The 26624-nt window shown below is 53.2% G+C and carries 20 protein-coding genes; 16 read left to right on the top strand and 4 right to left on the bottom strand.

From position 1 onward, the window contains the following. The first annotated feature begins 257 nt into the window (after positions 1 to 257). From NST26_RS23235 to NST26_RS23205, 7 genes are all read left to right on the top strand, one after another. On the top strand, positions 258 to 1232 hold the full coding sequence (locus NST26_RS23235; protein WP_340950999.1) for a LacI family DNA-binding transcriptional regulator: 975 nt from the start codon (positions 258 to 260) through the stop codon (positions 1230 to 1232). Positions 1233 to 1278: 46 nt separating this feature from the next. Then, the gene (locus tag NST26_RS23230) at positions 1279 to 2211 is read left to right on the top strand and encodes an alpha/beta hydrolase (protein WP_340951002.1); all 933 of its coding nucleotides are present in this window, start codon (positions 1279 to 1281) and stop codon (positions 2209 to 2211) included. 97 nt (positions 2212 to 2308) lie between these two features. Then, positions 2309 to 3265, top strand: coding sequence for a carbohydrate kinase family protein (locus NST26_RS23225; RefSeq protein WP_340951004.1), 957 nt, complete (start codon positions 2309 to 2311; stop codon positions 3263 to 3265). 13 nt (positions 3266 to 3278) lie between these two features. Then, positions 3279 to 4745: a sucrose phosphorylase gene (gene gtfA, locus NST26_RS23220; RefSeq protein WP_340951007.1), complete on the top strand. Its 1467-nt coding sequence runs from the start codon at positions 3279 to 3281 to the stop codon at positions 4743 to 4745. Positions 4746 to 4771: 26 nt separating this feature from the next. Continuing rightward, positions 4772 to 5563 (top strand): alpha/beta hydrolase, encoded by a 792-nt coding sequence (locus NST26_RS23215; RefSeq protein WP_339310753.1) that lies wholly within the window; start codon positions 4772 to 4774, stop codon positions 5561 to 5563. Positions 5564 to 5880: 317 nt separating this feature from the next. Further along, on the top strand, positions 5881 to 7599 hold the full coding sequence (locus NST26_RS23210) for a sensor histidine kinase (protein WP_340951009.1): 1719 nt from the start codon (positions 5881 to 5883) through the stop codon (positions 7597 to 7599). Position 7600: 1 nt separating this feature from the next. Continuing rightward, on the top strand, positions 7601 to 9190 hold the full coding sequence (locus tag NST26_RS23205; RefSeq protein WP_340951012.1) for a helix-turn-helix domain-containing protein: 1590 nt from the start codon (positions 7601 to 7603) through the stop codon (positions 9188 to 9190). A gap of 62 nt (positions 9191 to 9252) precedes the next feature. Here the strand turns inward: NST26_RS23205 and NST26_RS23200 are convergent, their stop codons facing one another. Next, entirely contained in the window at positions 9253 to 10149 is an 897-nt protein-coding gene (locus NST26_RS23200) for an alpha/beta hydrolase family protein (protein ID WP_340951015.1), read from the bottom strand. A gap of 32 nt (positions 10150 to 10181) precedes the next feature. After that, the gene (locus tag NST26_RS23195) at positions 10182 to 11057 is read right to left on the bottom strand and encodes an AraC family transcriptional regulator (RefSeq protein ID WP_340951019.1); all 876 of its coding nucleotides are present in this window, start codon (positions 11055 to 11057) and stop codon (positions 10182 to 10184) included. 237 nt (positions 11058 to 11294) lie between these two features. On the opposite strand from NST26_RS23195, the gene NST26_RS23190 reads away from it, so the two are divergent. The 4 genes from NST26_RS23190 (at position 11295) to NST26_RS23175 (ending at position 15567) form a co-directional block, all read left to right on the top strand. Continuing rightward, positions 11295 to 12839, top strand: a complete 1545-nt coding sequence (locus NST26_RS23190) for an ABC transporter substrate-binding protein (RefSeq protein ID WP_340979840.1) — start codon at positions 11295 to 11297, stop codon at positions 12837 to 12839. 71 nt (positions 12840 to 12910) lie between these two features. Then, positions 12911 to 13834 (top strand): ABC transporter permease, encoded by a 924-nt coding sequence (locus NST26_RS23185; protein ID WP_036724053.1) that lies wholly within the window; start codon positions 12911 to 12913, stop codon positions 13832 to 13834. 12 nt (positions 13835 to 13846) lie between these two features. Then, entirely contained in the window at positions 13847 to 14740 is an 894-nt protein-coding gene (locus tag NST26_RS23180; protein ID WP_339250017.1) for a carbohydrate ABC transporter permease, read from the top strand. Between the two features lie 20 nt (positions 14741 to 14760). Next, positions 14761 to 15567 carry a Nif3-like dinuclear metal center hexameric protein gene (locus tag NST26_RS23175; RefSeq protein WP_340979839.1) on the top strand — a complete coding sequence of 269 codons (807 nt, stop codon included), beginning with the start codon at positions 14761 to 14763 and terminating at the stop codon, positions 15565 to 15567. Positions 15568 to 15951: 384 nt separating this feature from the next. Here NST26_RS23175 and NST26_RS23170 read toward each other — a convergent pair whose 3' ends face one another. Both NST26_RS23170 and NST26_RS23165 read right to left on the bottom strand, forming a co-directional pair. After that, positions 15952 to 16521 (bottom strand): hypothetical protein, encoded by a 570-nt coding sequence (locus NST26_RS23170; protein WP_339250013.1) that lies wholly within the window; start codon positions 16519 to 16521, stop codon positions 15952 to 15954. After that, positions 16518 to 18146, bottom strand: a complete 1629-nt coding sequence (locus tag NST26_RS23165; RefSeq protein WP_340951026.1) for a xylulokinase — start codon at positions 18144 to 18146, stop codon at positions 16518 to 16520. The genes NST26_RS23170 and NST26_RS23165 overlap by 4 nt, the downstream gene beginning before the upstream one ends. Positions 18147 to 18778: 632 nt before the next feature. On the opposite strand from NST26_RS23165, the gene NST26_RS23160 reads away from it, so the two are divergent. From NST26_RS23160 to NST26_RS23140, 5 genes are all read left to right on the top strand, one after another. Beyond that, on the top strand, positions 18779 to 20362 hold the full coding sequence (locus tag NST26_RS23160; RefSeq protein ID WP_339250007.1) for an acyl CoA:acetate/3-ketoacid CoA transferase: 1584 nt from the start codon (positions 18779 to 18781) through the stop codon (positions 20360 to 20362). 55 nt (positions 20363 to 20417) lie between these two features. Continuing rightward, entirely contained in the window at positions 20418 to 21653 is a 1236-nt protein-coding gene (locus NST26_RS23155; protein WP_340979838.1) for an L-lactate MFS transporter, read from the top strand. A 54-nt stretch (positions 21654 to 21707) separates the two neighbouring features. Beyond that, positions 21708 to 22661 (top strand): DUF561 domain-containing protein, encoded by a 954-nt coding sequence (locus tag NST26_RS23150; RefSeq protein WP_036724044.1) that lies wholly within the window; start codon positions 21708 to 21710, stop codon positions 22659 to 22661. A gap of 111 nt (positions 22662 to 22772) precedes the next feature. Then, entirely contained in the window at positions 22773 to 24158 is a 1386-nt protein-coding gene (locus NST26_RS23145) for a sigma-54 interaction domain-containing protein (protein WP_340979837.1), read from the top strand. A gap of 65 nt (positions 24159 to 24223) precedes the next feature. Continuing rightward, a complete protein-coding gene (locus NST26_RS23140; RefSeq protein ID WP_340979836.1) occupies positions 24224 to 26341 on the top strand; it encodes a serine hydrolase in 2118 nt (705 codons plus the stop codon). Positions 26342 to 26624 lie beyond the last annotated feature (283 nt).

Below are 26624 nucleotides of genomic sequence, written 5' to 3'. Positions count from 1 at the left end.
CCTTCCCTAACTGTATTTCATACAACTAAATTTGCTGGAATGGGCGAAAATCCAGGTATAGAGGTATCTTAATTGCACGAAATACAGCTAAACTGAGATTCGCCAGTATATCCGGCGATTTAGCTGTACAGATTGCAATTAAACCATTCTTACAGTTTTGAAGCTGCTGCTGTCCTATTATATCAACCGGTTAACATAGAACCTTGCCTTGTTCTGCTGAACAGAGGAAGAAGGCTGACCCGGGTCAGGAGGTACGGATGGCTGTAACCATCAAAGATGTTGCCGAGAAGGTCGGCGTCTCCGTCACTACCGTCTCCCGTGTGCTGAATAACCGGGGATACCTCAGTGAGAGTCTGAAGCAAAAGGTGAACGATGCCATGGAGGAGCTGAATTACCATCCGAGTGAGGTGGCACGCTCCTTGCTGCGCAAGAAGTCCAATATGATCGGCCTGATTCTGCCGGATATCTCCCATCCGTTCTTCGGAGAGGTAACCAAGCATATTGAGGCCTATGCCTATGAACAAGGCTATAAGCTTATGCTGTGCAATTCCCTGCATCATAAGAAAAAAGAGAAAGAATACATCGATCTGCTGCGGGCCAGCCGGGTTGACGGCATTATCATGGGCAGCCATACGATGAGCGTGAACGATTACAAGTCAATCAGCCTGCCGCTGGTGTCGCTGGACCGGCAGATCTCTAAGTCGATTCCGTTCATTGCCTCGGATAACTATCAGGGGGGAGTGCTGGCCACCAGGCTGCTGCTGCGCAAAAAATGCCGGAGCATCGCCTATCTCAGCGGGAATCTGCGCCTCAATCTGCTGGCCAAGCAAAGGCATGACGCCTTCCTGGAGCAGGTCAAGAGGAAAGATGTGAAATATACCGTCCGGCAAACCGATCTGAACGGATTTAAGTATAAGGATTACGAGAAGCTGGTCAGCAGTCTTTTTGAGGAACGCCCTGAGCTGGACGGCGTATTCGCGAGCAGCGATATGCTGGCGCTACAGGTGCTGAAGCAGTGCAGAAGGCTGGGCAGAGCCGTGCCCGGTCAAGTCAAGGTCGTAGGCTATGACGGAATTGCTGCCTTGGAGGCGGAGGATCTGACTACTATCGTCCAGCCGATCAAGAAGATGGGCGAGCTGGCTGTTCAATATCTGCTTCAGCAGATTGCCGGCGAGCCGGTTCCGCTGGAGACGATTCTTCCCGTCCGGTTATCGGAGAAGGGGACCACTTGAAGCACGCAGGATTCATTCACATTCGAACGATATGGAGGAAATATATATGGATTTCATTTACCGCGTAGCCCCGGATTTACGGGAAGGGATCGCTGGCCTGCCGCCGCTGCATTTGCCGGAGGATCTGGCCGCAGCCCGGAATAATATCCCGTTGCCTACAGAACAGTCGGACTGCGTCCGCATTACGGAACGGGTTCTGATTGCCGGCTCCGGGCCGGTTCGGATCAGAATTTATGAACCGGCTCAGCGAAGTGAACATAAGCTGCCTGCCCTACTCTGGACCCATGGCGGCGGCTATATTCTGGGCCAGCCGAGCGGTGACGATGCGTTATGCGAGAGCTTCGTCCTCGCGGCCAACTGTGTGGTCGTGTCGCCCGATTACCGCCTTGCCCCGGAGCATCCGTACCCGGCAGCCATTGAGGACTCTTATGCAGCGCTTGTGTGGCTGGCCGATAACAACAATGGGCTGAGCATCGATTTGGCCCGGATTGCCGTGGGCGGAGCGAGTGCAGGCGGCGGTCTGGCGGCGGCTCTGGCCCTGATGGCGAGAGACAAGGGCGGTCCTGCCCTCTGCTTCCAGCTTCCGCTGTATCCGATGCTGGATGACCGCAACATTACACCTTCGAGTTATGAGGTCACGCACCCGGCGGTGTGGAACCGGGCGAACAACCTGGTGGCGTGGGAGATGTACCTGGGCGGTACTGCCGGGGGCGCAGACACCTCCCCGTATGCGGCACCCGGCCGTGCGGATCAACTGGCGGGACTTCCGCCCGCCTATACCTGCGTCGGACAGCTCGACCCGTTCCGTGATGAGACGATTGACTATGTGGCCCGGCTGGCACAGGCCGGTGTAGAAGTGGAATTTCATCTCTACCCGGGGGGCTATCATGGCTTCGAGCATGTTGTCCCTGCAGCCGAAGTCAGCCGCAGAGCCAGAGAGGGATACATCCATGCCCTGGCAAGAGCCTTGAACTCTTAAATTGTAAAAAGAGGACGGGTTTTTGAAAGTATTGTGTACACAGAGACCATAGAATGGATATGACACAAGGATACTGGAGTACCAAGGGGGAGTGCGGGTGTTTAAACTCGGAGAGACAATACCATTTGAAGATAAGGCGAACGATGTGTTAACAGTGGGCGAGCTGCTCGTGGATATGATCTCCAATGAATACGGCGAGGATACGGTAAGTGATGGATATACCCGTTATTTTGGCGGATCGCCTTCAAATATTGCCATTAATGCGGGGAAGCTGGGCATCCGGTCGCATGTGGCTTCGGCGGTGGGCAGGGATAGCCTGGGCAACTATCTGATCAACCGGCTGCAGAGCGCCGGAATGGCGACAAGCGGCATCCAGCAGGTCGATGATTCTACCAGTATGGTGGTGATTACCAAGAGTCAGGCTACGCCGGTTCCAATCTTTTACCGTGCGGCGGATTACCGGCTGGAGTACAATGAGGCGCTGGAGCAAGCCTTGATTCATTCCAGAATTGTCCACTTCTCCTGCTGGCCGATCTCCAGGACCCCATCCCGTAGGGCGGTGGAGCGGGTGATCCAGACGGCGCGGAAGCATAAGGTGCTGATCGGCTTCGATCCCAACTATCATCCCTCGATCTGGCAGAAGGGAGAGGACGGGGTAGCCTATGTCAAAAGCATCATCCCGAAGGTGGATATCATCAAGCCTTCCGAGGATGACGCTGAGCGTCTGTTCGGTCCCGGCACGCCGGAGGAGCAGATCGCCAGATTCCTTGCGCTTGGTGCGAAGCTGGTCATTCTGACGCTGGGCAAGGACGGGGCACTCGTCTCCACCGGCAGCGAAACGATGTCCTTTGCGACCAAGGCGACGCAGATTGAAGATACGACGGGAGCAGGAGATGCCTTCTGGTCCGGATTCTATACAGCTATTATCAAAGGATATACGCTCACAGAAGCGCTGGAGCTTGGATCTGCTGTCAGCGCGTACAAACTGAAATTCACCGGTGCGGTAGTCGATCTGCCTGCGCTTGCGGTCATTAAGCAACAATTCAACCTGTAGGAGGCTTCTTAAGATGACACTGAAGAATCAAGTACAGTTAATTACCTATCCCGATTCCCTGGGCGGAGACCTGAAGCAGCTCCATCAGGTGCTGCGCGGTCCCTTCGCCGGGCTGTTTGCCGGGGGGATTCACATCCTTCCGCCCTTTCCTTCTTCGGGGGACCGCGGCTTTGCGCCGCTGACGTATCTGGAGATCGAGCCGGAATTCGGCAGCTGGGAGGACATCCGCAGCATCGGGGAAGAATTCGATGTGCTGGTGGATCTGATGGTCAATCATATCTCCAGGCAATCGCCGTATTTCCAGGACTTCCTGGAGCATGGCCGGGCTTCGGAATATGCGGATCTGTTCATCACCCTGGACAAGATCTGGGAGAATGGCGAGCCTGCGCGTGCGGATATCGAGAAGATGTTCCTGCGGCGGCCGCTGCCTTATTCTACGTTCACTACCTCCGGAGGGGTGGAAGAGAAGGTCTGGACCACTTTTGGCAAAACCGATCCTTCCGAGCAGATTGATCTGGATATCCATTCTCCGCTCACCCGCGACCTGCTGCGGCAGTTCTTCCTGAACTTCAAAGAGCAGAATGTCAAGATTGTCAGGTTGGATGCGGTCGGGTACGTGATCAAGAAGCTGGGCACCAGTTGTTTCTATGTGGAGCCGGAGATCTATGAATTCCTGGACTGGATTAAGGAGATGGCGGATTCGCTGGACATAGAGCTGCTGCCGGAGGTACATGCGCATCACAGTATCCAGACTAAGCTATCGGAATACGGCTGCTGGATCTATGATTTCATTCTGCCTTACCGCGTGCTTGAGGCGCTTACCGGCAGATCCAATACGGCGCTGTACGACTATCTGCGGACCCGTTCGCCTAAGCAGTTCACGATGCTGGACTGTCATGACGGTGTTCCGGTGAAGCCCGACCTGGATGATCTGATCGATACCAAGGAAGCCCGGGAGCTGGTGGATCTCTGCGTGGAGCGCGGAGCGAACCTGAGCCTGATTCTGTCCGAGGAGCATAAGGCCCCGGATGGCTTCGATGTCCATCAGATCCGCTGCACCTATTACAGCGCACTGAATGAGGATGACGATGCGTACCTGGCAGCAAGGGCGATTCAATTCTTCGTACCGGGTATTCCGCAGGTCTATTATGTAGGCTTGCTGGCTGGCCGCAATGATCTGGAGCAGGTCGCCCTGACGGGGGAAGGCCGGGAGATTAACCGCCATAACTATACGCTGGAGGAGATTGCAGCGGAGAGTGAGCGGGAGGTCGTGCAGCGGCTGATGAAGCTAATCCGCTTCCGCAATGAGTATAGCGCCTTCCATGGAACCTTCCGGGTGCTAGAGGCAGAGGCGGATGAAATCAGGCTGATGTGGGAGCAGGGAACAGCATATTGCCGGCTGCATATTAACCTGCAGAATTATAAGACTGTTATCGAATATATAGATCAGCAGGGACAAGAAGCGGTATACTGGGTCTGATTCTAATTCGTTAAGGGGGAATGATGATGGCTACAATGCAAATCAGCCTGTTCTCGGCAAGTCTGAAGCGGGAGGTCACGATCCAGGCCATATTGCCGGTGGATCTGCCGGAGGGCTGGGGATTGCCTGCCTGGTCGGGCCAGCCCTTGAGATCGCTCTATTTGCTGCACGGCTTCTCCGGCAGCCAGAACGACTGGCTGAACTTCTCCAGGATCAGGGAGCTGGCAGACAGGCACCAGGTGGCAGTATTCATGCCGGCCGGGGAGAACCGCTTCTATGTCAATGATGAGCTAAGAGAAGAATACTACGGTGAGTATATTGGCAGAGAGCTGGTAGACTTCACCCGCAAGCTGTTCCCGCTATCAGCAGCCAGAGAGGATACCTGGATCGGCGGCTTATCCATGGGCGGCTACGGGGCAATCCGCAACGGCCTGAAATACGCGGAGCGCTTCGGCCGGATCATCGCCTTATCCTCGGCCTTAATTCCGTATAGAGTTGCCAATATTTCCCCAGACTATAAAGACGGAATTGCCAGTTATTCCTACTATGCCAGCGTCTTCGGCGATCTGAGTAGGCTGCTTGGCAGCGACAAAGACCCTGAGCAGCTGGTGCGTGATGTGAAGGCGCAGGGACTTGCCCTGCCGGAGCTGTATATGGCATGCGGAACCGAGGATATGCTGCTGGATGTGAACCGCCGGTTCCATCAGTTCCTGGAAGGCGAGCAGGCCGCCCATTACTATGAAGAAGGCCCTGGCGACCATAACTGGGCGTACTGGGATAAGCATATTGAAGCTGCGCTGGACTGGGCGGCTAACTAACTTTATTGATTAACTTTATAAAAACAGACAGGGAAAAGTGGCGGAGGGGAATTTTGGAACTGTAGGAGCGGTAGCGTCCGCCTTTGTATACGGATTTCCACCTCGATCAGAGGTAATAATTAAGAAATCTGTATACAACAGCGGCCGGAAGTCCAAAACTTCTCTGGAGTCACGGCCATCCCCAAAAAGAGAAACTTTTAATCATAATCAATATAACAACTAGAACAGCAAATTGCATACTTATACGCCCCTGGGTCCGGCCTAAGAAGGTATCGGCTCAGGGGCGTGCTGAATTCCGGGGAAAGGAAGAGGCGGGGATGATCCGAACCAACAGTATCGTGTTCAAATTTGCGTTGCAGATGACAGTGATTCTTGCGATCCTGCTGTCCATCCTTGTTCTGAGTAACATCTACTCCCTGGAGGTGGTGCGGAGCAATGCACTGACCAGCTCGCGTAATACACTGGCCCTCTATCAGGCCAATATTCATAATAACTTCAACAATTTCTCCAAGGACCTCATTGAGGTGTTCGACCATAACGTGGATACTGCGGTGAATTCGGCGGGGATGGATGAGAACAGCCGGTATTTCAAGGTCCAGCAGCTCAAGAATAGCCTGCAGGCAAAAATAGCAGGCGATAATTCGAGCGACGGCATGTTCATCAGGCTCTCGGATGAGCTGGTGCTGGAGCAGTTCAACCGCCGGATTCAATCGGAGGATAAGCTGGCTCTGGTGGATTTTATCAATATGCATAAATTCAGTACGGCTCCGGCAGAACATAGCGGGGAATGGAAGGTCTTCCAGATCCGCGGCGAGTCCTACTTGTTCAAATATATTACTTATTCAGGAGTCAGCTTCGGAACGCTGGTGAAAGCGGACACGCTGCTGGCTATGGTTGATAGGGGAGGCAATGATAAGAACCGTTATGTGCTGAGTGACTCGGAGGGAATGATCCTGGCAGCGAATAATATCTCTCTTAATGAAGGGGATACGACGCTTGAGAGCTTAAGCAGGCAGTATCAGCGGGATTACCTGATTGTATCTGAACCGATCGGCGAGTTCGGGCAGATGACTCAAATGGTTGCCAAGGGCAGTCTGTTCTCGGGCCTGAAGCTGATTCAGTGGGGGATCGCCCTGCTGGCGGTGCTCTCGGTCATCGTGGTGCCGCTGGTGCTGAGATTCCTGACGAGAGATGTGCTGAGGCCGATTCTGGAGCTGGTGAAGGCGGCGAAGGCGGTCGAGCAGGGGCAGCTGGAATACCAGATTCCGCAGAATACCCCGTATTCCCTGGAATTCCTGAAGCTGTTCCATGCGCTGGAGTCCATGGTCAGTGAGATCAAGGATCTGAAGATTCAGTCCTATGAAGAACAGATCGAAATCAGCCGCGCCGAGATCAAGTATCTGCAGATGCAGATCCGGCCCCATTTTTTCCTGAATGCGATCTCAACGATCACCAGCCTAACCTATCAGAATAAAAACGAGGAGATCCGCCGCCTGATCCACTGCCTCTCCGAGCACCTCCGGTATATGTTCAGAGGAGGGCTGATGGAAGTGACGATGGAGGAGGAGATCCGGCACACTGAGAATTATATCCGGATGCAGGAGATCCGTTATCCTGAGCAGATTTTTTTCATGATCGAGATGCAGGAGGAAGCGCGGCAGGTGCCGGTTCCCCAATTCATGATTCAGACCTTTGTGGAGAATACGTTCAAGCATGCTATGTTCGTTCAGGAGCTGCTGTCTATTTTCATCAGGGTGCGGATGGAGCTGCGGGACGATAGTCCATTTGTCAGTATTGTCATTGAAGATAACGGGGCGGGCTTCGCTTCTGAATGGCTGGATCAGCCGGAGCGCGAAGAGGCAGGGGAGGACGGAGGCAGAGTGGGCATTGCCAATATCCGCAAGACTCTCAGACTGCTCTACAAACGGGAAGATCTGCTTAAGCTGTCGAATATCGAGACTACAGGTGCGAGGGTTGAGCTATGGATTCCTGTGAAGCCACTCGAATGGGGCCAGCCCGGCTTAGAGGGAGGATAATATGCGTTGTATGCTGATTGACGATGATATTCCTACAATTGAAGCGTTGCGCGGTATTGTGAATTGGGAGGAATTCGGAATTACGGAAGTGCTAACCGCTCATAATATACAGGATGCGAAGCAACTCTTCGAGCACGGCGAGCCGGATCTGATGATTTGCGATATTGAAATGCCGCGCGGCTCGGGCATTGAGTTGATCAAGTGGGCCAGAGAGCGTCAATATGAGGGCGGATTCATCTTCCTGACCTGTCATGAGAGCTTCACCTTCGCCTCCCAGGCGATCTCATATGACGCAGACTCGTATCTGGTCAAGCCGCTGGACAAGCAGGAGCTGGAAGCGGCGCTGCGTAAGTCTATGGATACGCTGAAGAACAAAATTATGTTAGGCGAATACAGCAAGCTGGGCCATGCGTGGCTGAAGAACCAGGATCTGATAGAACGCAGCTTCTGGAGCGATGTGCTGACGGCGACAATCTCTCCCCGGCCACAGCTGATTCAGAGTGAGGTGCAGAAGCGGGAGCTGTCCATTCCGGTGCATGCAGAATACAGGCTGCTGCTGGTAAGTGTTCCCCGCTCCCAGATTGAACGGGAATGGGATGAGAGCATCTTCCATTATGCCCTCTCGAACCTGGTCTCTGAAATTCTCAGCAGCCGGGTGGGCAGCGGCCGGATGATTGCCTATCAGGTCGATAAAGTATTCTACAATGCGATCATTGTGGAGAATCCGGCGGATATGAAGGAGCTGGAGGTGAGCGCCGGAGAGATCATCCGGCTGTCCAGACAGTATCTGAAATGTACGGCTACCTGTTACTTCAGTGAGCCTGCGGCGATCTCCCGCCTGGCGCAGCTTAAGACGGAGCTGGAGCAGGCGGACGAGGCGAACATTATTTTCCGGGGGAAGCTGCATTTGCCGAATAAGCCCTTCCAGGTAGATCTGACCGAGCGCTTCACCCTGGATACGGAGCTGTTCACCCTGCTGTTCGTCCAGAAGGAGAAGGCGCAGATTGTGAACCGGCTCAAGAAAGAACTGGAGCTGCTGACGAGCCTGAACAAGCTGGATGCGGCAACACTCCATTCGATCCGCGAGGACCTGCTTCAAGTGGTCTATTCGCTGCTCGCGCGGCACCACATTCAAGCTCATCGTCTCTTCGAGGGTGAGCTCAGCCAGCAATTGGCCCAGGATGCCGAGAGCAGCGTGTTCGACTTCATGAAATGGGCGCAGGCGCTGACGGATAAGACGCTGGATTCCATTAAGGAGGTGCTGCAGTCCGAAGGGGTGGTCGAGCGGGCCAAACGGTTCATTCAGGAGCACTATACCCAGGACCTCAGCCGGGAGGATGTTGCCGCAAGCGTATATCTGACCGCGGATTATCTGGCCAAGGTGTTCAAGCACGGGACCGGCCAGAGCGTGAAGGAGTACCTGAACGACTGCCGGATCAGAGCGGCGAAGCAGAGGCTGGTGGAGAGCACGGCGAGCATCGGGGAGATTGCCATGGATACCGGCTTCGATACCCTCTCCTATTTCTCCACTGTGTTCAAAAAATGGACAGGCGAAACCCCGGCAGCCTACCGTTCCAAGCATAAGCACTAGGATCGGAAGAGGCTCCGCGTTTCCCCGAGAGAAGCAGAGCCTCTTGCGATACATTTCGTTTCCTAATCATAAGTCAACAGAAACTGTACTACCTCGGTCTTCAGCGCTTCGTGAAATTGCACACGATCAAAGCCAGGCGGGTCCTGTGAGGGGGGGAAGGCGGGTGAAATCATCGCAGCCGGAAAAGGACTCAGGAAGGAAAAGTGTCCGGCATTCTCCACCGTCCGATAGTGAATCATCCGTGGTTCGGCAACACCTTTCAAGATGATCTGAGCGTGAAATGGAGGGGTGTACGGGTCCCGCTCCGCGTCCAGCATGAGAATGGGGAGACGAACGCCGCTTAATGCCCCCTCATTCCGGAACCAGACGGACGCCGGGGCCAGTAAAATTAGGGACTGGATTCGCGAATCCATAGGAACATTGATTTGCTGCAGCTTTCCGTTTGGGCTCTCATTAGGGAAGGAGGTTGGGATGCCGCCAGCTGCTGCCAGCGCGGTGTAGCCGCCCATGGAATGCCCGATGACCGAGAAGCTTCCCGGCCGGATAAGCCCCTTGAACCTCTCATCTTCAAAAAACCAGTCGGCGGCCATGCGAAGATGCCGGGGGCGATAGGTGAGGTTAGGGACCGTACCTTCCCAACTATTATCGTTCCGGTTATTATGCGGATGTTCGGGCAGGCCAACGATAAAGCCGCTGCGTGCCAAATGCCGGGCAAGTGACCCGTACACAAACGGCGAACCGCCTGTACCGTGTGACATGAGGACCAGCCGAAACTTCCCCTCCCTCGGCGCCGCGTCTCTGGCCACTTCCAACGGGTATTGCCCTAGACGGTCCGCCTGTTCCGGTACGTCTGTCGGATACATCACGATCATAGGATAGGTCACCCTCAAAGAGTTATCTGTAATTTGTACCTCACAGCATCCTGCGTATCCTTCATTCATATATGCTTCTGTGTTCATCTTAAATTCTTCTCTCCTTGAGCGGTACGCTCCTAAGCTGGCGGGCTAACGGGAATATATATGTCCAATACCGAATCCTCGTTCGTCGGTCCCAGATACCGCTGGTCGTAACGTGCGAACTCCGGGGCATTCGTACGAACGCTGCCAGACTGGGGTAACCAGGTCTCGTAAATGTATTGGAACGTATCGTTGAGCCTCGCTAATGTTCCCTTATGAGTAAAAACCGCATAAGTTGCCGCGGGCAGCAGCTTAGCGGCCATTCCCAAGGGAACCGTACTCTCCTCGCTGGCCGCCTCGACACAAGCGGTATAAGTAACCTCCCACTGCTCGCCCGTAAGTTCAATGACCGCATAAAACAGGTCTTCCGTATCCGGCTTGCGCGTAATCTCAAACACACGCTGCCTAAAGCTCCGCCATAGCATTCCGACCTCGTCCGAATTGACACCCGGTATCGACATGCCGACCAAATGCAGGTTGTCCAGGCAGACAAAAGCTGGCACGAGGGAAATACCCGTATGCAAATGTTGCAGCCCCGCTCCATCCAATGGAAGCTTCTCCATGGCCCGGAACAACGTGTCTTTCATGTCCCTTTGCTTGCGAAATTGTCCCGGCGAGATGGAGAACATTTTCCGAAAGGCCCGGGCGAAGGATTCCTGGGACTCGAATCGGTACTGGATGGCAATATCTATAATCCTTTGGCGGGTATGAAATAAGTCGTATGCCGCATGTGTCAATCTCCGCTTACGGATGTACTCTGAGACGGAGCATCGGGTCACTGACAGGAAGATCCTGTGAAAATGGTAAGGCGAATAGCCGGCAGCCTCCGAAACCTTGGCGCTTAAACTTTCATCGGTCAGATGATTCTCAATATAGGAAATAGCCTTGATTACTGAATCCTTATAGTTCACATGAATGCCTCCATAGAGATATTATCACTGTACGACAGCTGAAACGCCCGGTTATGATATTTTTTGCGGAATACAGCAGGGCGACTTGTATTACGTTTATTGTGAGTGATTTTGTTGAATAATTCCACAGGACGAACAGCAGCACGTTTTTTCAAAAAAACAGCCCGTATTATTGAAAGCCCGCCCCCTCCAGGACCGGTACAATGAGAATGTAAATATAGAACAGGAGGCATGATCATGAAGAATAAAAAGGGGTTAGGTTCACTGCTGTTGTCCATGGTAATCTGCGGTTCGCTGCTCTCCGCCTGCGGCGGCAATTCCAATACATCGTCCAAGAATTCCGGGGATACGGAAGCGAAGGCCAAGGTGGCTGAGATTGTATTCGCACTGCCCTCCTTCAACCGGATTCCCGATGATCTGAGCAAGGTGACGAATGCGATCAACGCCATCACAACGGAGAAAATCGGGGTGAAGGTGGACTTCCGACTCTTCGGCCCGGCAGATTATGCCCAGAAGGTCAATCTTGCGCTCCAGAGCGGGGAGAAGATGGATATCTTCACCACCCTCGGACAATTCTCCAACTATGTATCCAAGAGCCAGGTGGCTCCGCTCGAAGGGCTGCTTACCGAACACGGCAAAGAGCTGACAGCCATTCTGGACAAGGATTTCGGGCCGGATATTCTCAAAACCACCACGATGGACGGACATATCTACGGCATTCCCGTAAATAAAGGGATGGCGCTGCCGACCAATATCATCTACAACGCGGATATGCTCGCAGAGGCGGGCGTAGCAGCAGACTCCATCCAATCGGTAGAGGATCTGCCTGCGGTGTTCGGCGCAGTGAAGCAGAAGCTGCCGGATGTAGTCCCGTTTGGCCCGATTAATGTGAATCCGACGGATACCGGACTTGTGAACTGGATGAAGGGTGCGAGCAAGGTGGATTACCTGACCGATACCACCGGAGTCGGTGTCGTGATCGGTGACAACGGCAAGGTCGTTAACTTCTACGAATCGGATGTCTTCAAGAACGGAATTCAGATGATGAGAGACTGGTTCGAGGCCGGGTATCTGCAGAAGGATACCGCAACCACTACGATTACAGCGATGGAGATGGTCTCCTCGGGGCGCGGCTTCTCCTTCCTGGGCGGCTACAGCGGCATGGAGGTTGGCAAGCAGCTGAGTGCACAGGTCGGCAAAAACATTGAGACCAAGCGCATCGCCCCGTTCTATTTCGATACAAGTGCCGTGAACTCGGTGACCTGGATGGTCTCTAGTACTTCGAAGGAGACGGAAGCCGCTGTGAAGTTCCTGAACCTGCTCTACACCGACAAAGAGCTGATCAACACCATTCTGTTCGGAATTGAAGGGGAGGATTACATCAAGGTAGATGAGCATCATGTGAAATTCCCTGAGGGCATGGACGCAAATACGGTACCTTATACCTCCATGCTCAGCTCCGGGATCGTCGGCTCCGAATCGCTTCAGTATCAGATGGAGGGAATCAACTGGTCGGATGTGGAACTGAAGCTGAAGGAGAATAAGGATACCGAAAGATCGCCGTATTTCGGCTTTATCTTCGACCAGGGTCAAGTGAAGACGCAGATGAGTGCTGTGAACAACGTAGTGAATCAATTCCTGCCGGCACTGGTCAGCGGATCGGTAGATCCTGAGAGCATTATTGCGAAATTCAACAGTGCGCTGAAGGATGCGGGTGCACAGGACATTATAGACAGCAAGCAGCAACAACTGGATCAATGGCTTGCCGCGCAAAAACAATAATTTGAATAAGCCTGCTGAGGGTAGAGCCGCTAATGGAGGCTCTGCCCCCCGGCAATGGAGGTGAATCCGGCATGACTGCCAAACCTAAATCCAAGCCACTCAAAAAAACACTTCCTTTATTAATTCTCGCGGGTCCGGGACTGCTGTATTTTCTCATTAACAGCTACTTCCCCATGTTCGGGGTGTTCATCGCGTTCAAGGATGTCAATTATGCCAAAGGCATCTTCGGCAGCGACTGGATCGGCTTCAAGAACTTCACCTTTCTGTTCCAGACCAGTGATGCCTGGATTATGACCCGCAACACCCTGCTGTACAATCTGACGTTTATCGCGCTGGGAACCGTAGTTTCGATCATCATTGCCATTCTGATGTCGGAGCTGCTGAACAAGCTGTACTCGAAGCTGTTCATGACCGGACTGATTCTGCCGAACCTGATCTCGATGATCGTGCTTTCGCTGCTCGTCTTCGCCTTTCTGAACGCCGACAGCGGGTTCGTCAATCATTCGATTTTGCGGCCGCTGGGGATACCGGAGATCAACTGGTATTCGGAGGCGAAATATTGGCCGTACCTGCTGGTCCTCATTCAGATCTGGAAGACGGCAGGCTACGGCTCAATTGTCTATTTTGCCTCGATTGCCGGCATTGACAAGAGCATCTATGAGTCGGCCAAAATCGACGGTGCCGGGAAGCTCAAGCAGATCCGCATGATTACTCTGCCGCTGCTGAAGCCGACCATTATTGTGCTGGTGCTGATGTCGATGGGCCGGATTTTCAACTCTGACTTCGGCCTGTTCTATCAGGTTCCAATGAACTCTGGTGCACTATACAGCACTACCCAGACGATTGATACGTATGTCTACCGCGCCTTGATGCAGCTCAATGATATTGGAATGTCGGCAGCCGCCGGTCTGTATCAGTCGCTGGTCGGCTTTGCCCTTGTGCTTACGGTCAATGCCATCGTCAAGAAGGTCAATCCAGAAAACGCTTTGTTCTAGGAGGAAATTCGGATGATCCAAACAAGAGGAGAACGAACGTTTACGGTGTTTTCTGCGGTCGTGATGATCCTGCTGACGGTTTTTGCTTTTTTGCCCTTCCTGCTGATTGTGATCGCTTCGTTCACCAATGAGACGACCCTGATCCGCAACGGGTACAGCTTTTTCCCGGAGCATCTAAGTCTAGACGCGTACCGGTATATTAAGTCCTCGGCGTACATTTTCATTAGAGCCTATGGCGTTTCCTTTCTGGTGACGATCCTGGGAACCGCGATTGGACTGCTGATAACAAGCATGCTTGCTTATCCGATGTCCCGGTCTGATTTCAAGTATCATAATACGCTGGCGTTTGTCGTCTTCTTCACCATGCTGTTCAGCGGGGGGATTGTGCCTTCATACATCATGTGGACCCAGTACTTCCATATCAAAAATACGCTGTGGGCGCTAATCCTGCCCAACCTGCTGGCGAACGGGTTCAACGTCCTGCTGGTCCGTAACTACTTCAAGAATAATGTGCCGCTGGAGATTATCGAAGCGGCCCAGATCGATGGGGCCTCGGAGCTGCGGACCTTCTTCCGCATCATGCTTCCGCTGTCCATGCCGGTCATGGCAACCGTCGGGATGTTTATGGGCCTGGCGTATTGGAATGACTGGATCAATGCGTTATATTTTGTATCTAAGCCGCAATTGTACGGTATTCAGAATCTGCTGATGCAGCTCATGAGCAACATCCAGTTCCTCAATTCCGGCCAGGCCGGGAATGTACTCGGAGCCGACACGGTATCACTGCCAAGTACAGCGGTGCGGATGGCTATGGCGGTGCTGGGCATTGTGCCGGTGCTGTTCGTCCTGCCGTTCATGCAGAAGTACCTGACCCGCGGCGTGGTTATCGGAGCTGTCAAAGGCTAAATATGATAGGAGATGAGCGTATGAAAGTGCAAGAGGTGATTGACCGGATTCTGCTCGATTGCTGCGGGGGACGGAGGCTGGAGCAGACCTGTGATGTGCTGGCGGGCGGCAGTGAAGAGATGGAGGTCACAGGGATCGTCACTACGTTCATGGCGACGGTGGAGGTCATCAAGGAAGCTATTGCTGCTGGAGCCAACTTGATTATCACCCATGAGCCGACCTACTATACCGGCAATGATACACTGGACTGGCTGCAGCAGGACCCGGTATATCTGGCGAAAAAAAAGCTGATCGAGGAGCACGGCCTTACGATCTGGCGCTTCCATGACCATATGCATCTGGCGGATACGGACCGGATCTATGACGGACTGCTGAAGGAGCTGGATTGGGCAGATAAGAAGCTGGACGACAAGGACGCCTGGGGGTATCTGATCGAGGAGACCACAGTCGGTGAGTTGGCAGGCTTCCTGAAGCAGCGGCTGGGGATGAAGGTCATTCAGATCGTCGGCAACCCGGAAGCGCCCTGCTCCCGTATCGGCATCCTTGTCGGCGGCGGCAGTCTGGGCCTCGGCCGGGAGCAGATGCCGATGGAGCTGATGCAGGAGAAGCAGCTGGATGTGATGGTCTGCGGCGACATTACCGAGTGGACCTTATGTGCTTACATCAATGACGCCGCCATGCTGGGCATGAACAAGGCGATGATCGTGATCGGTCACGAGCGCTCCGAGGAATGGGGCATGAAGTATATGGCTGAGTGGCTGGCGCCGCTGGTGGACGGGGTTCCGGTTACATTCGTGGATGCGAGGGAGCCGTTCGTGTATTTGTGAGGTGAGGATGGAGCGAGTTACAATCGTTCCGTGAAATGATTCTGACCCCGGGTGGCCCCCGGACCCCTCCGGCCTGCTTCTAACGGACTGGAGAGCCCTTATTTTGAGGAAAAGCCTACTTTACACCGCCTATCGGACTGAGATGCGCTTATTCGTCCACTAAGTGATATTAATCGGTGGTATTACCACCAATAAGGGCCATGGAGTCCGTAACCTGCGTAAAAAGCGGCTTTTGGGCAGAATAAGCGCCTCTCAGTCCGCTGGGCAGATCCCGCAGAGTCAAATGCAAATGATGCTCGGCCTAGCCCAGACCAGTTATGCCGCAAGCCTGGCATAAATCAAAGGCAGCCATCTCCGCTACCGGGAGTATGGCTGCCTTTTATACTACTGCAAGACGTAATTGCCCGTAGCTCTGTACTTCCCTGCCTTGGCATCCCAGGTGAAGATCCCCTCGGCCAGGTCCCAGCCGCCGCCCTCGTCTTTGAAGTCCTTCCAGTATTGATGCAGGCGTCCCTTCTTATCGATCTCGGCTCCTTGATCCCCCATGAACTGAAGCTTCTTGGTCAGAGTGCCATAGTTCAGGCGGTAGACCGAGACCTGGGTGTTCGAGGGCAGATAATCCACGGTAACTGCCAGATGCTTCTCCGTAGGGGAGACAGCGAAGATTTGCATATCCGCTTCATCCTCTTCGAACTCCATAATCTGCTTATCAATTAGTACTGCTACACCCTTGGAGTTGACTAGATACAAATTGCCCGACTCCGTGAGCAGGAAGCTCTCCGGCTTCTGATCGTTATTCAGGTCAGCGGTCTTCAGCAACCGTACCGTTTCTCCCGGGAACTTCTGCTTGAGCAGTGCCTTGGCATCCGGCGCTTTAGCATAAGCCGAAGGGGCGGAGGCTATCAGCAGCAGGGAGGTAAGCAATACCGTAAGCCTGCCCATATCTATTTTCATCCGAGTTCTCCTCTCTTCCGGTTCTCCAGTAAATGATCTATCGCCGCCTGCTCGATGGTCAGCCCCTTGGTGTAACGCTCCATATAGAGAGCAAAGCCGTCCACATCAGTAGGGTCAGGCGTTACCTCCTGTCCTTCCATGTCACAGAACACCTTAGAGGTCAAGTAATCCGCCAGGCTCTCGTTCGGCTCCTTATGTATCATATAAGAGGCCAGAATGGCTATTCCCCATGCTCCGCCTTCACCAGCCGTAGACAAGACTGAGACCGGAACATTCAGTGCAGCGGCACAGATCCGCTGGCCGACCTGCGGGGTGCGGAACAATCCGCCGTGCGCTGAAATACGGTCAATCGTTACCCGTTCCTGCCCGGTCAGAATCTCCATTCCGAGTCTTAACGCAGCGAAAGCGCCATACAGATGAACTCTCATGAAGTTAGCCAGCGTGAAGCGGCTCTGCGGCGAACGGACGAACAGCGGACGCCCTTGGGCAAAGCCGGTGATATTCTCGCCTGAATAGTAGCCGTAGCTCAACAAGCCGCCGCCATCCGCATCCGCTTCCAGCACCTGGCTCAGCAGGACGCTGAATAACTGGTTCATGTCGGGCTTCAGCCCCATGGCTTCATGAAATTCACGGAACAAGCCGATCCAGGCATTCAGATCGCTGGAGCAGTTGTTGGCAAGAACCATAGCAACCGGGCTGCCTTCCGGTGTATTCACGATATCAATCTCAGGGTGGACCGCACTTAGATTCTGCTCCAGCACAAACATAGCAAAGACCGACGTCCCTACGGAAATATTGCCAGTTCGTTTCCTAACACTACCTGTAGCCACCATACCTGTTCCGGCATCGCCCTCCGGCGGGCATAGCGGAATACCGGCCTGCAAACGGCCTGACGGGTCGATCAGCCGGGCACCTGCTTCACTGAGATTTCCTGCATGCTTACCGGCCGTATACACTGTAGGCAGGATATCTTGCAGCTTCCAAGGATAACCCCTGCCGGCAGTTAGAGTGGTGAACTGCTTCACCATCTCTTCATTGTACTGCTTCGTTACTTCGTCGATGGGGAACATCCCGGAGGCATCCCCGATCCCGATAGCCCTGCGGCCCGTCAGCAGCAAGTGAACGTAACCCGATAGCGTCGTAAGATAATCTATTCTGGCCACATGCTCTTCACCGTTCAAAATAGCCTGATACAGGTGGGCGATGCTCCAGCGTTCAGGGATTTTGAATTGAAAAGCGCTAGTCAGCTCCGCTGCGGCTTCAGCCGTTGTGGCATTGCGCCAGGTACGGAAGGGAACCAGCAGTTCGCCGTACTGGTCCAGCACAATATACCCCTGCATCATGGCCGAGCAGCCGATGGAGCCGATTTTTTGCAGCGTTACGCCATAACGCTCCTGAACCTCCAGCTTCACCTGCTCATAGGCTGCCTGCACGCCCTGAAGCATTTCCTTCAGATCGTAAGTCCAGTATCCTCCGATCAATTGATTCTCCCATTCATAGGTACCGGATGCTATAACCTCGTAATGCCGGTCGATCAGCACCGCCTTGATCCGGGTGGACCCCAGTTCAATGCCCAGCGAAGTGTCTCCCCGCTCAATCGTTTCTTTCTTAGAAGAATTCCCCATGATAGAGCTACCTCTCTCTCTCCCATATGTAGTTGAACCGAATATAGCATAGGAGGTTGAATTTATACAACTCTTCCAATCCCACCCAGCGAACGTTGTCCCGAGATAGGCTGATTTGGCCCTAATATACTGTTGCAAATCTGCGAATTCCGCCTGCTGAGAAATAAAATAAAATTTTTTTCTGCCAGATTCCCGGGTCTGCACCATGTTCTTGACGGGTTTGCACTATTTGCAGCTTGGTGAAGGGTCCCTGAAGTTTGGACAGATAACGCCCAAGCCGGACCCCATGAAATAGTGTGGATATTTTGCAACGCTTGACCGTCTTCCGGTTTAGGGAAATCAGGTGTGGCGCAGGGGGGAGATAGAGGCAAGCTTATGAATTTTTAAAGAACATTATTGCTTGAAGTTTAGGCGGTTCTACGGAGCCAGTCGCAAAAAAACAACAGAAAAATACCTTGAATTCAAGGCTTTTTGGAGCTATTGACCGGTGCTTTTTTCTGTATTACGATGACCTTGAGAAATATTTCACAAACAAAACGAGACGCATAGAGCAGCAATTAGGAGACACACAGCAGGAACTTATTTTTTTAACAGACGTAGTGAAAATATTCACATAAAGAGGAGCAGATGAAATGACAAAAGTAATTTCAGCCGCCAAAGCAGCGGAACTCATCAAGGACGGAGATACGGTAGCGGCAAGCGGATTTGGATTATCCTGCTGGGCAGAAGAGATGGGGATCGCCATTGAAGAGCGCTTCGTACAGACTGGACATCCGAAGAATCTGACCGTGATGCATGCCAGCGCAGTTGGCAACCGCCGCGACAAGGGCATGAGCCACCTGGGACATGAAGGCCTCATCAAACGCTGGATTGGCGGTATCGCGATCGCTTCCCCGGGATTGGCCAAGCTGATTGAAGAGGATAAATGTGAAGCCTACAACCTGCCACAAGGTGTCATTACCCAGCTCTACCGCGAGATTGCCGCCAAGCGTCCGGGTGTGATTACCAAGGTGGGCATGGAGACCTTCGTCGATCCCCGCGTTGAGGGCGGCAAGATGTCCCCGTCTACGAAGGAAGACATTGTGAAGGTGATTGAATTAGAAGGCGAAGAGTGGCTGTTCTACAAGACCTTCCCGATTCAGATTGCCCTGATCCGTGGAACCGTAGCGGACGAGAACGGCAACCTGACGCTGGAAAAAGAAGGCCTGCACATGGAGGTTCTGCCGATCGCCCAGGCGGTCCGCAACTCCGGCGGCATCGTGATCGCCCAGGTAGAGACCGTGGCCAAGAACGGCACCTTGAATCCGAAGGATGTGAAGGTTCCGGGCATTCTGGTAGATTACCTCGTCGTGTCCACCCCGGAGAATCATTACCAGACCGAGAATACGCAGTATAATCCGGCGTTCTCGGGTCATGTCAAAGTGCCGGTCGAGTCGATTGAAATCCTGCCGCTGGATGAGCGCAAAATCATCTCCCGCCGCACAGCCGTAGAGCTTCAGCCGAATACCATTCTGAATCTTGGAGTCGGCATCCCGGTGAATGTAGCGAACATTGCCGCTGAAGAGGGCGTGGACGACCAGCTGATTCTGACGACAGAGGCAGGCTCGATCGGCGGGGTTCCCGCAGGGCTGAAGGACTTCGGTCATGCGTACAACTCCGAGGCGATTGTAGATCATGATGCCCAGTTCGATTTCTATGACGGCGGCGGCATAGACCTGTCGGTCCTTGGTCTGGCCCAGACAGATGAGTCGGGGAATGTGAATGTCAGCAAATTCGGCACGCGGGTAGCGGGCTGCGGCGGATTCATCAATATCTCTCAGGCGGCGAAGAAGCTGGTGTTCGCGGGTACTTTTACAGCGGGCGGGCTGCAGATTAAGGTAGAGAACGGCAAGCTGCACATCATTCAAGAGGGCAAAGCCAAGAAATTCATCTCAAAGGTACAGCAGATCACCTTCAGCGGGTCCTATGCCGCCAAGGTAAAGCAGCCGGTTGTGTATGTTACGGAACGCGCCGTCTTTGAACTGCTGAACGGTAAAATGACCTTAACCGAAATCGCGCCAGGCATCGACCTGCAGACAGAGATTCTGGATCAGATGGACTTCAAGCCCGTCATTTCACCGGACCTGAAGGAAATGGACGCGGCTATGTTCCAAGAGAACTGGGGCATGCTGAAGTCGATTATCGCCGATAAGAACCGGGTGCTGCAGGAAGTGTAGTTAATGTAAGTACCGTAAGCTGAACTTATAAACCAACTAAAAGAGGGATGATACCATGAACGTACAGTTGAACCGCTGGAGGATCTTGATTGCATCAACGATCATTAATATCTGTGTAGGCGCCATTTATGCTTTCAGTATTTTCGCATTGCCATTAACGAAGGTCTTCAGCGTGAGCATGCCGGATATTATGATTGCTTTTACCATCAATGCAGCGATTTCCCCGATTCCGATGATCCTGGGCGGTAAGCTGGTGGATAAAGGGGGGGCCAAGAAGGCAGTCTTTATTGGCGGTGCGATGTTCGGGATTGGATTCATTCTCTCGGGCCTGGCTACTGCACCTTGGATGCTGTATATCACTTATGGCGTCATTACCGGGATTGGCCAGGGAATCGTGTATTCCTCGACCATTGGGAACAGCGTGAAGCTCTTTCCGGATAAAAGAGGTCTGGCAGCGGGTATCGTTACAGCCGGATATGGCGGCGGCACCATCGCTATCGCTCCTATCGCTAATGCGCTGATCACCGGCAATGGTGTACAGTCTGCCTTAATTACACTCGGTGTTGCTTTCCTGGTGATTATTCTAGGGCTTGGCTTGCTCGTCAAACCTGCCCCGGCCGGTTATGCTCCTGAAGGATGGACCCCTCCGGTAACCGGAGCCGCCAAGGCGGGAGTGAATGTACCATGGAACGAGATGATCAAGAAGCCGCTATTCTATGTGATTGCCTGCCTGTTCCTGATCGGTGCCCTGTCTGGTATGATGGTAACCGCGAATGCATCGGTAATCGGTCAAAAAATGTTCGGCTTAACCGCAGCCGCCGCAGCGCTCTACGTCAGCTTGTACTCACTGAGCAACTGCCTGGGCCGGGTGTTCTGGGGCGCAGTGTCCGATAGAATCGGCCGGGTGAACTGCCTGCTGATGATTTATCTCGTCATTTCGGCTATGATGCTCACAATTGCTCTAACGACTTCCGTGGCCGGATTCGCTGTCGCGATTGCCGGGATCGGCTTATGCTTCGGCGGAACAATGGGCATCTTCCCGTCCATTGTCGGTGAGAAATTCGGAATGAAATATTACGGTGTGAACTACGGGGTCACCTTCATCGGCTACTCGGGAGCCGCATTCTTCGGACCGAGAATTGCCGGCAGTGTAGCGGCAGCCAATGACGGCAACTTCACGAATGCCTTTTACATCGCGCTGGTCATCTCCCTGGTCGGCTTCGCCTTAACCTTCGTCTACAAAGCTATGGAGAAGCAGAAGCCCGAGCCGGAAGTGGCTAAGGCGGCTTAAGAAAGTCCGGAAGTTCAAATAAACAACATTAATTAATATATGGAGGTAATTATAATGTCGATTACACAACTGTTAGGAATTAAATATCCGATTTTCCAGGGCGGTATGGCTCAAATTGCTGTGTCTCCACTGGTAGGCGCTGTGTCCAACGCAGGCGGGCTGGGCATTATCGGTTCTGGCGGATTCACCGCTGACCGTCTCCGTGACGAGATCCGCAAGGCCAAAGCAAGCACCGACAAGCCTTTTGCCGTCAACCTGATGCTGATGATGAACAATATCCCTGAGCTGATCCAGGTTATTATTGAAGAAGGCGTGAAGATTGTAACCACAGGTGCAGGCACGCCTGCTCCATATATGCCGATTCTGAAGGAACATGGCATTATCGTGATTCCGGTCGTCCCTTCGGTCAAAATCGCCAAGAAGATGGAAGCGCTCGGTGTGGATGCGATTGTAGCCGAGGGAACCGAAGCGGGAGGACATGTGGGTGAGACTACAACCATGGCCTTACTGCCGCAAGTCGCCAGCGCGGTATCGATTCCGGTAATCGGGGCCGGTGGAATTGCCGATGGACGCGGGATTGCCGCTGCTTTTGCCCTCGGAGCACAGGGTGTTCAGGTGGGAACCCGGTTCCTCGCGACTGTGGAATGCCCGACACACGAGAACTTCAAGCTGGCAGTCATCAACGCCGATGATACCAGCACAACCGTAACTGGCCGGAGCCTTGGCGGTCCGGTAAGAAGCATCAAGAACAGCATGATTGCCGAATTCCTCAGAATGGAGAATGAGAAGGCATCGCGTGAGGAGCTGGAGAGCTTAAGCCTGGGCTCGCTGCGCAGAGCTGTGTTTGAAGGGGATACCGATACCGGGTCCGTGATGGCCGGACAGATCTGCGGGATGGTTAACAAAATTACCACCGTGGAAGAGATGATTACCACCATGTTCGCTGAGGCGCAGGAAGTCATGGACAAGATGGGCAAAGTAACCTTTGAAGCTGTAGCACATGCCTAATTAAGGTTTTGCTAACCATTAGCCAAATGGTATCATTTATATAATGATGCGGTTTGGCTTTTTGTCTAGGTGGAATGTAAGCGTTAATCTCATGGGTTAGGACTGATGAAGGTGACCAAAAAAAATAAAAATACAGGTAAACCCGCTTTCGAAGAACTCGTGGAAGAATATCCGTCTACGTTATTTGTTACCGATCAGAACGGGAATATCTTAATCTCCAATGAATTTACCGCGCTAACCATTGGTATCCATCTGGAGGAGCTGCTTAAGGCGAACGTTCAGGATCTGGTCAAGGCGGGCTATTACGCTCACTCTATTACTATGGAGGCTATTGCGACCAAGCAGAAGGTATCCAAAACCGTCAATACCTCCAGAGGCTTCCATGTCTTCTCGTCGGCGATCCCCATTCTGGACAAGGACGGGGAGGTACAGCTGGTCGTTACCACCTCCAACGAATTCAGCCAGGAGCAGAACTATTATGAAGCAAATGTGCCTGTCGCCCAGCAGATCCATAAGCAGTTAGGCGGTATGGCAGCAGAGAAGAAGAAGGGCATCGTGGCTGAGAGTCTGGCGATGAAGCAGATTATCAAGGTCTGCAACCAGATTGCTTCTTACGACAGCAAGGTGCTGATCTACGGCGAATCCGGCACAGGCAAAGAGGTGATCGCTAAGTATATCCATATGAAGAGCGAGAAGTGGAAGGGGCCGTTCATTCCGATTAATTGCGCTGCAATTGCTCCGGCTCTTTTTGAATACGAATTGTTCGGGTACGAGAAGGGCGTGCTTGAGGGGCAGACGGAGGTCAAGGCCGGTATGATCGAAATTGCGAGCGGCGGAGTGCTGTTCCTGGATGAGATTGCAGATCTGCCGATGGAGATGCAGGCCAAATTATTGCGGGTGCTTGAGAATAATGAAGTGAGACGCGTGGGCGGCATTACCAATATTCCGGTCCATTGCCGCGTGATTGCAGCTACCAACCGGGATTTGTGGAGTCTGGTCAAAAAGGGGCTGTTCCGCGAAGATCTGTATTACCGGATTAATGTGATTCCGATTCATATTCCGCCGCTGCGCAACCGGAAGCTGGACCTGGTAGGGTTAATCTCCAGCTTCATCACCAGCTTCAATGAGATGTACGGCAAGAAATATGTGCTGAGTGCCGAAGAATTCGATAAGATGCTGAACCAGCCCTGGCATGGGAATGTTAGAGAATTAAGGAATTACATCGAGCGGCTGGTGGTGACCGAGCATGTGGGCCAGAGCATACAGGAAGAGGAGCAGATTGGCGACTGGTTCTCTCTCGACCACTTCATTGAGAAGAATAAGCATCAGCTCGCAAGTCTGAAGGATTTCACTGCTGTGGCGGAGGGCCATTATATCAAAAAAGTGCTGCAGGATTGTGCCGGGAACGGGACGGAGGCGGCCAAGAAATTAAGTGTTCACAGGTCGGTGATTTACAGAAAGCTGAAGAAGATGGACGAGGTGCTGCGATTTAAATGAACCTATTTCCAGGATAAGACGTATTATCACTGTGCGTGTTATTCTATGGAAATGGAGTGAATTGAATGAAATTATCATTGTTGCGCCGCCGCTCTGCCTTTTGGACGAGGACCATGCTTTCGGCTGCACTGGTTCTGACACTTACGGCTCCGGCTGTTCAGGCCGCCGCCGTTCCCCCTGCTTCTACCGCTCCGGCAGCTGCCACTGCAGCGGCCAAGCCGCTGACAACAGAGAATGCTGCGGCCTTCCTCAAGCAATTCTTCAGTTCGGATGCGGTGAAAGCGCAGCTATCCGGTGCGGTTGTTGTGGTGGTGAAGGATGGCAAGACGGTTATCGAAGAAGGCTTCGGATTTGCGGATAAGGCTGCCAAAAGTAAGGTAGACCCTGACAAAACCGTCTTCCGTCTGGCCTCGGTATCCAAAACCTTCACTGCGACTGCCGCCATGCAGCTCGTTGAGCAAGGCAAGCTGGATTTGAAAGCGGATTTCCAGACTTATACCGGTCCGATGGCCTTCGACAACCCCTTCGGGGTTCCGGTAACTGTGGGGGATCTGCTGAGCCACACCACCGGCTTCCGTATCCAGGACCCGCTGCCGGAGGATATCAACCAGGATTTCACCACCAAGGTGTCGATTGAGGATTACGTGGTGAAGCATATGCCGCCTGTGGTGCGTAAGCCGGGCATCTCTTACATGTATGATAACTTCGCTTCGTTGCTGCTCGGTCTGGTGGTGGAAAAAGCCAGCGGGATGCCTTATGAGCAGTATATGGAGAAGCATGTCTTCGCCCCGCTGAAGATGGATTCAAGCGGCTTCCTGCTGGAAGGTAAGCTGAAGGACAATCTTGCTACTGCCTATGACGCTACGGGCAAAGAGGTCGATCTGTACAATGTGACGCCAACCGTGATGCCGCATGGCGGCATGTTGTCTACTGGCGATGATGTCGGGAGGTTCATGACGGCTTTTCTGAACGGAGGAGCCGTTGACAATAACCGTATTCTTAAGGAAGACACAGTAAAGTCTATGGAGGAATACCGCTCCACAATTCATCCTTTGCTGCCGAACACTACCTACGGCTTTGAGGCGCCGTTCCAGCTTCCCGGAGCTGGCAGCAGCTCCAAGATTATCACCAAGGCCGGTGATTTAATCGGCTTCAGTTCGTATATGTTCCTTATTCCCGAGCAGAACACCGGGGTGTTCATTGGCTATAATCAGCAAAGTGCACTGCGGGAGCTGTTCTATCCGGCCTTTATCCAGACATTCTTCCCGCAATATGCCGCACCGGTGAAGCTGGATGCCTATAAGCCGATGAGCGCTGAAGCGCTGAAGGCATTCACCGGCTACTATGCGGATCTCCGTATGAAGAGTCTGGTGTCTACAGTCTCCGTGCAGAATGGTGCGCTAATGATTAATGACGCTTTGCTGGGTTCCCGCAAGCTGATTCAGGTAGATGATAATCTGTTCACGGATGAGCTGACCGGCAAATTTACAGGCTTCACCATGAAGGATGACGGAGGAAGCGCTTATCTGAAGGAGCCTTACCTCAATCCGTTCAGCTACGGGCAAAAGGGACCGGATGGCGTTGGTTATGCCGACGTTCCCGCGAGCCATCCTTATGCCACTCCGGTACAGATGCTCCAGTCGCTAGGGTATCTGCCGAACGAAGCCACGCTGAGCTTCCAGCCTGACTCGGGTATTACGCGCGCCCAGTATGTTCGCCTGATGATGGAGAGCAGCGGACTTAAGGGAAGCACTACTGAGAAGCTGGCCTTCCCGGATCTGCAGGGCCATCCCGATGCCGCTTACATTCAGCAGGCTGTTGAGATTGGAATGATTGAAGGAACGGCCAGCGGAGAATTTCAGCCGGACCGGGTGATCTCCCGCCAGGAGGCGGCAGTCATGATCTGGAGACTGTACAATGTGCAGTACCCGGATAAGCTGTTCGAGAAGGTGAAGCTGTCCGGCACTACGGACAAGTGGGCCGTTCCGGCGGTGAAAATGGCCGTCGCCCTGGGCCTGTACGGACCGGACTTCAAGCCGGATGCCAAGGGCGCTGTGGATTACAAGTCCAGAGCCGCGCTGAGCAAGAAGGAGAACGCAGCGATCTTGTATGCGCTGTTCACGAACCCGATCGATCAGATCGTCGCCGGACTGAAGGAGAAGCCTGCGGAAGCGGGCAAATAATCGCTGCGGATAGCAGCAGGCTACAGCATTAGTAGGCTGGAGTCTTGGGATGAAGCTGACCTGCGGGAAGCTTGCATATTAATGGGACCGGCTAATGGGCCGGTCCTGTTTCGTTGTTAAAGAGATTGTAATATCCACGAATCCCTCTGATCCTGCGGAAGTCGGCGCAGAAGTGCACTTGAATCGGCTGAAAGTGGGCGGCAAATGGAAATGAGGAGCAGAAGTGCACCTGAATCGGCTGAAAGTGGGCGGCGAGCGGAAATGAGGAGCAAAAGTGCACCCA

The organism is Paenibacillus sp. FSL R7-0128, from assembly GCF_038002245.1.
GTDB lineage: Bacteria > Bacillota > Bacilli > Paenibacillales > Paenibacillaceae > Paenibacillus_AQ > Paenibacillus_AQ silagei.
Note: the sequence above shows the minus strand (reverse complement) of the source record. Positions and strands in the feature narration are given on the sequence as shown.

Bases quoted from the DNA above. Each gene is read 5' to 3' on its own strand.
- NST26_RS23175 (WP_340979839.1), top strand. From the start codon at position 14,761: ATGAAAGTGCAAGAGGTGATTGACCGGATTCTGCTCGATTGCTGCGGG.
- NST26_RS23180 (WP_339250017.1), top strand. From the start codon at position 13,847: ATGATCCAAACAAGAGGAGAACGAACGTTTACGGTGTTTTCTGCGGTC.
- NST26_RS23140 (WP_340979836.1), top strand. From the start codon at position 24,224: ATGAAATTATCATTGTTGCGCCGCCGCTCTGCCTTTTGGACGAGGACC.
- NST26_RS23200 (WP_340951015.1), bottom strand. From the start codon at position 10,149: ATGAACACAGAAGCATATATGAATGAAGGATACGCAGGATGCTGTGAG.
- NST26_RS23235 (WP_340950999.1), top strand. From the start codon at position 258: ATGGCTGTAACCATCAAAGATGTTGCCGAGAAGGTCGGCGTCTCCGTC.
- gtfA (WP_340951007.1), top strand. From the start codon at position 3,279: ATGACACTGAAGAATCAAGTACAGTTAATTACCTATCCCGATTCCCTG.
- NST26_RS23190 (WP_340979840.1), top strand. From the start codon at position 11,295: ATGAAGAATAAAAAGGGGTTAGGTTCACTGCTGTTGTCCATGGTAATC.
- NST26_RS23150 (WP_036724044.1), top strand. From the start codon at position 21,708: ATGTCGATTACACAACTGTTAGGAATTAAATATCCGATTTTCCAGGGC.
- NST26_RS23215 (WP_339310753.1), top strand. From the start codon at position 4,772: ATGGCTACAATGCAAATCAGCCTGTTCTCGGCAAGTCTGAAGCGGGAG.
- NST26_RS23160 (WP_339250007.1), top strand. From the start codon at position 18,779: ATGACAAAAGTAATTTCAGCCGCCAAAGCAGCGGAACTCATCAAGGAC.
- NST26_RS23230 (WP_340951002.1), top strand. From the start codon at position 1,279: ATGGATTTCATTTACCGCGTAGCCCCGGATTTACGGGAAGGGATCGCT.
- NST26_RS23155 (WP_340979838.1), top strand. From the start codon at position 20,418: ATGAACGTACAGTTGAACCGCTGGAGGATCTTGATTGCATCAACGATC.
- NST26_RS23210 (WP_340951009.1), top strand. From the start codon at position 5,881: ATGATCCGAACCAACAGTATCGTGTTCAAATTTGCGTTGCAGATGACA.
- NST26_RS23165 (WP_340951026.1), bottom strand. From the start codon at position 18,146: ATGGGGAATTCTTCTAAGAAAGAAACGATTGAGCGGGGAGACACTTCG.
- NST26_RS23170 (WP_339250013.1), bottom strand. From the start codon at position 16,521: ATGAAAATAGATATGGGCAGGCTTACGGTATTGCTTACCTCCCTGCTG.
- NST26_RS23185 (WP_036724053.1), top strand. From the start codon at position 12,911: ATGACTGCCAAACCTAAATCCAAGCCACTCAAAAAAACACTTCCTTTA.
- NST26_RS23205 (WP_340951012.1), top strand. From the start codon at position 7,601: ATGCGTTGTATGCTGATTGACGATGATATTCCTACAATTGAAGCGTTG.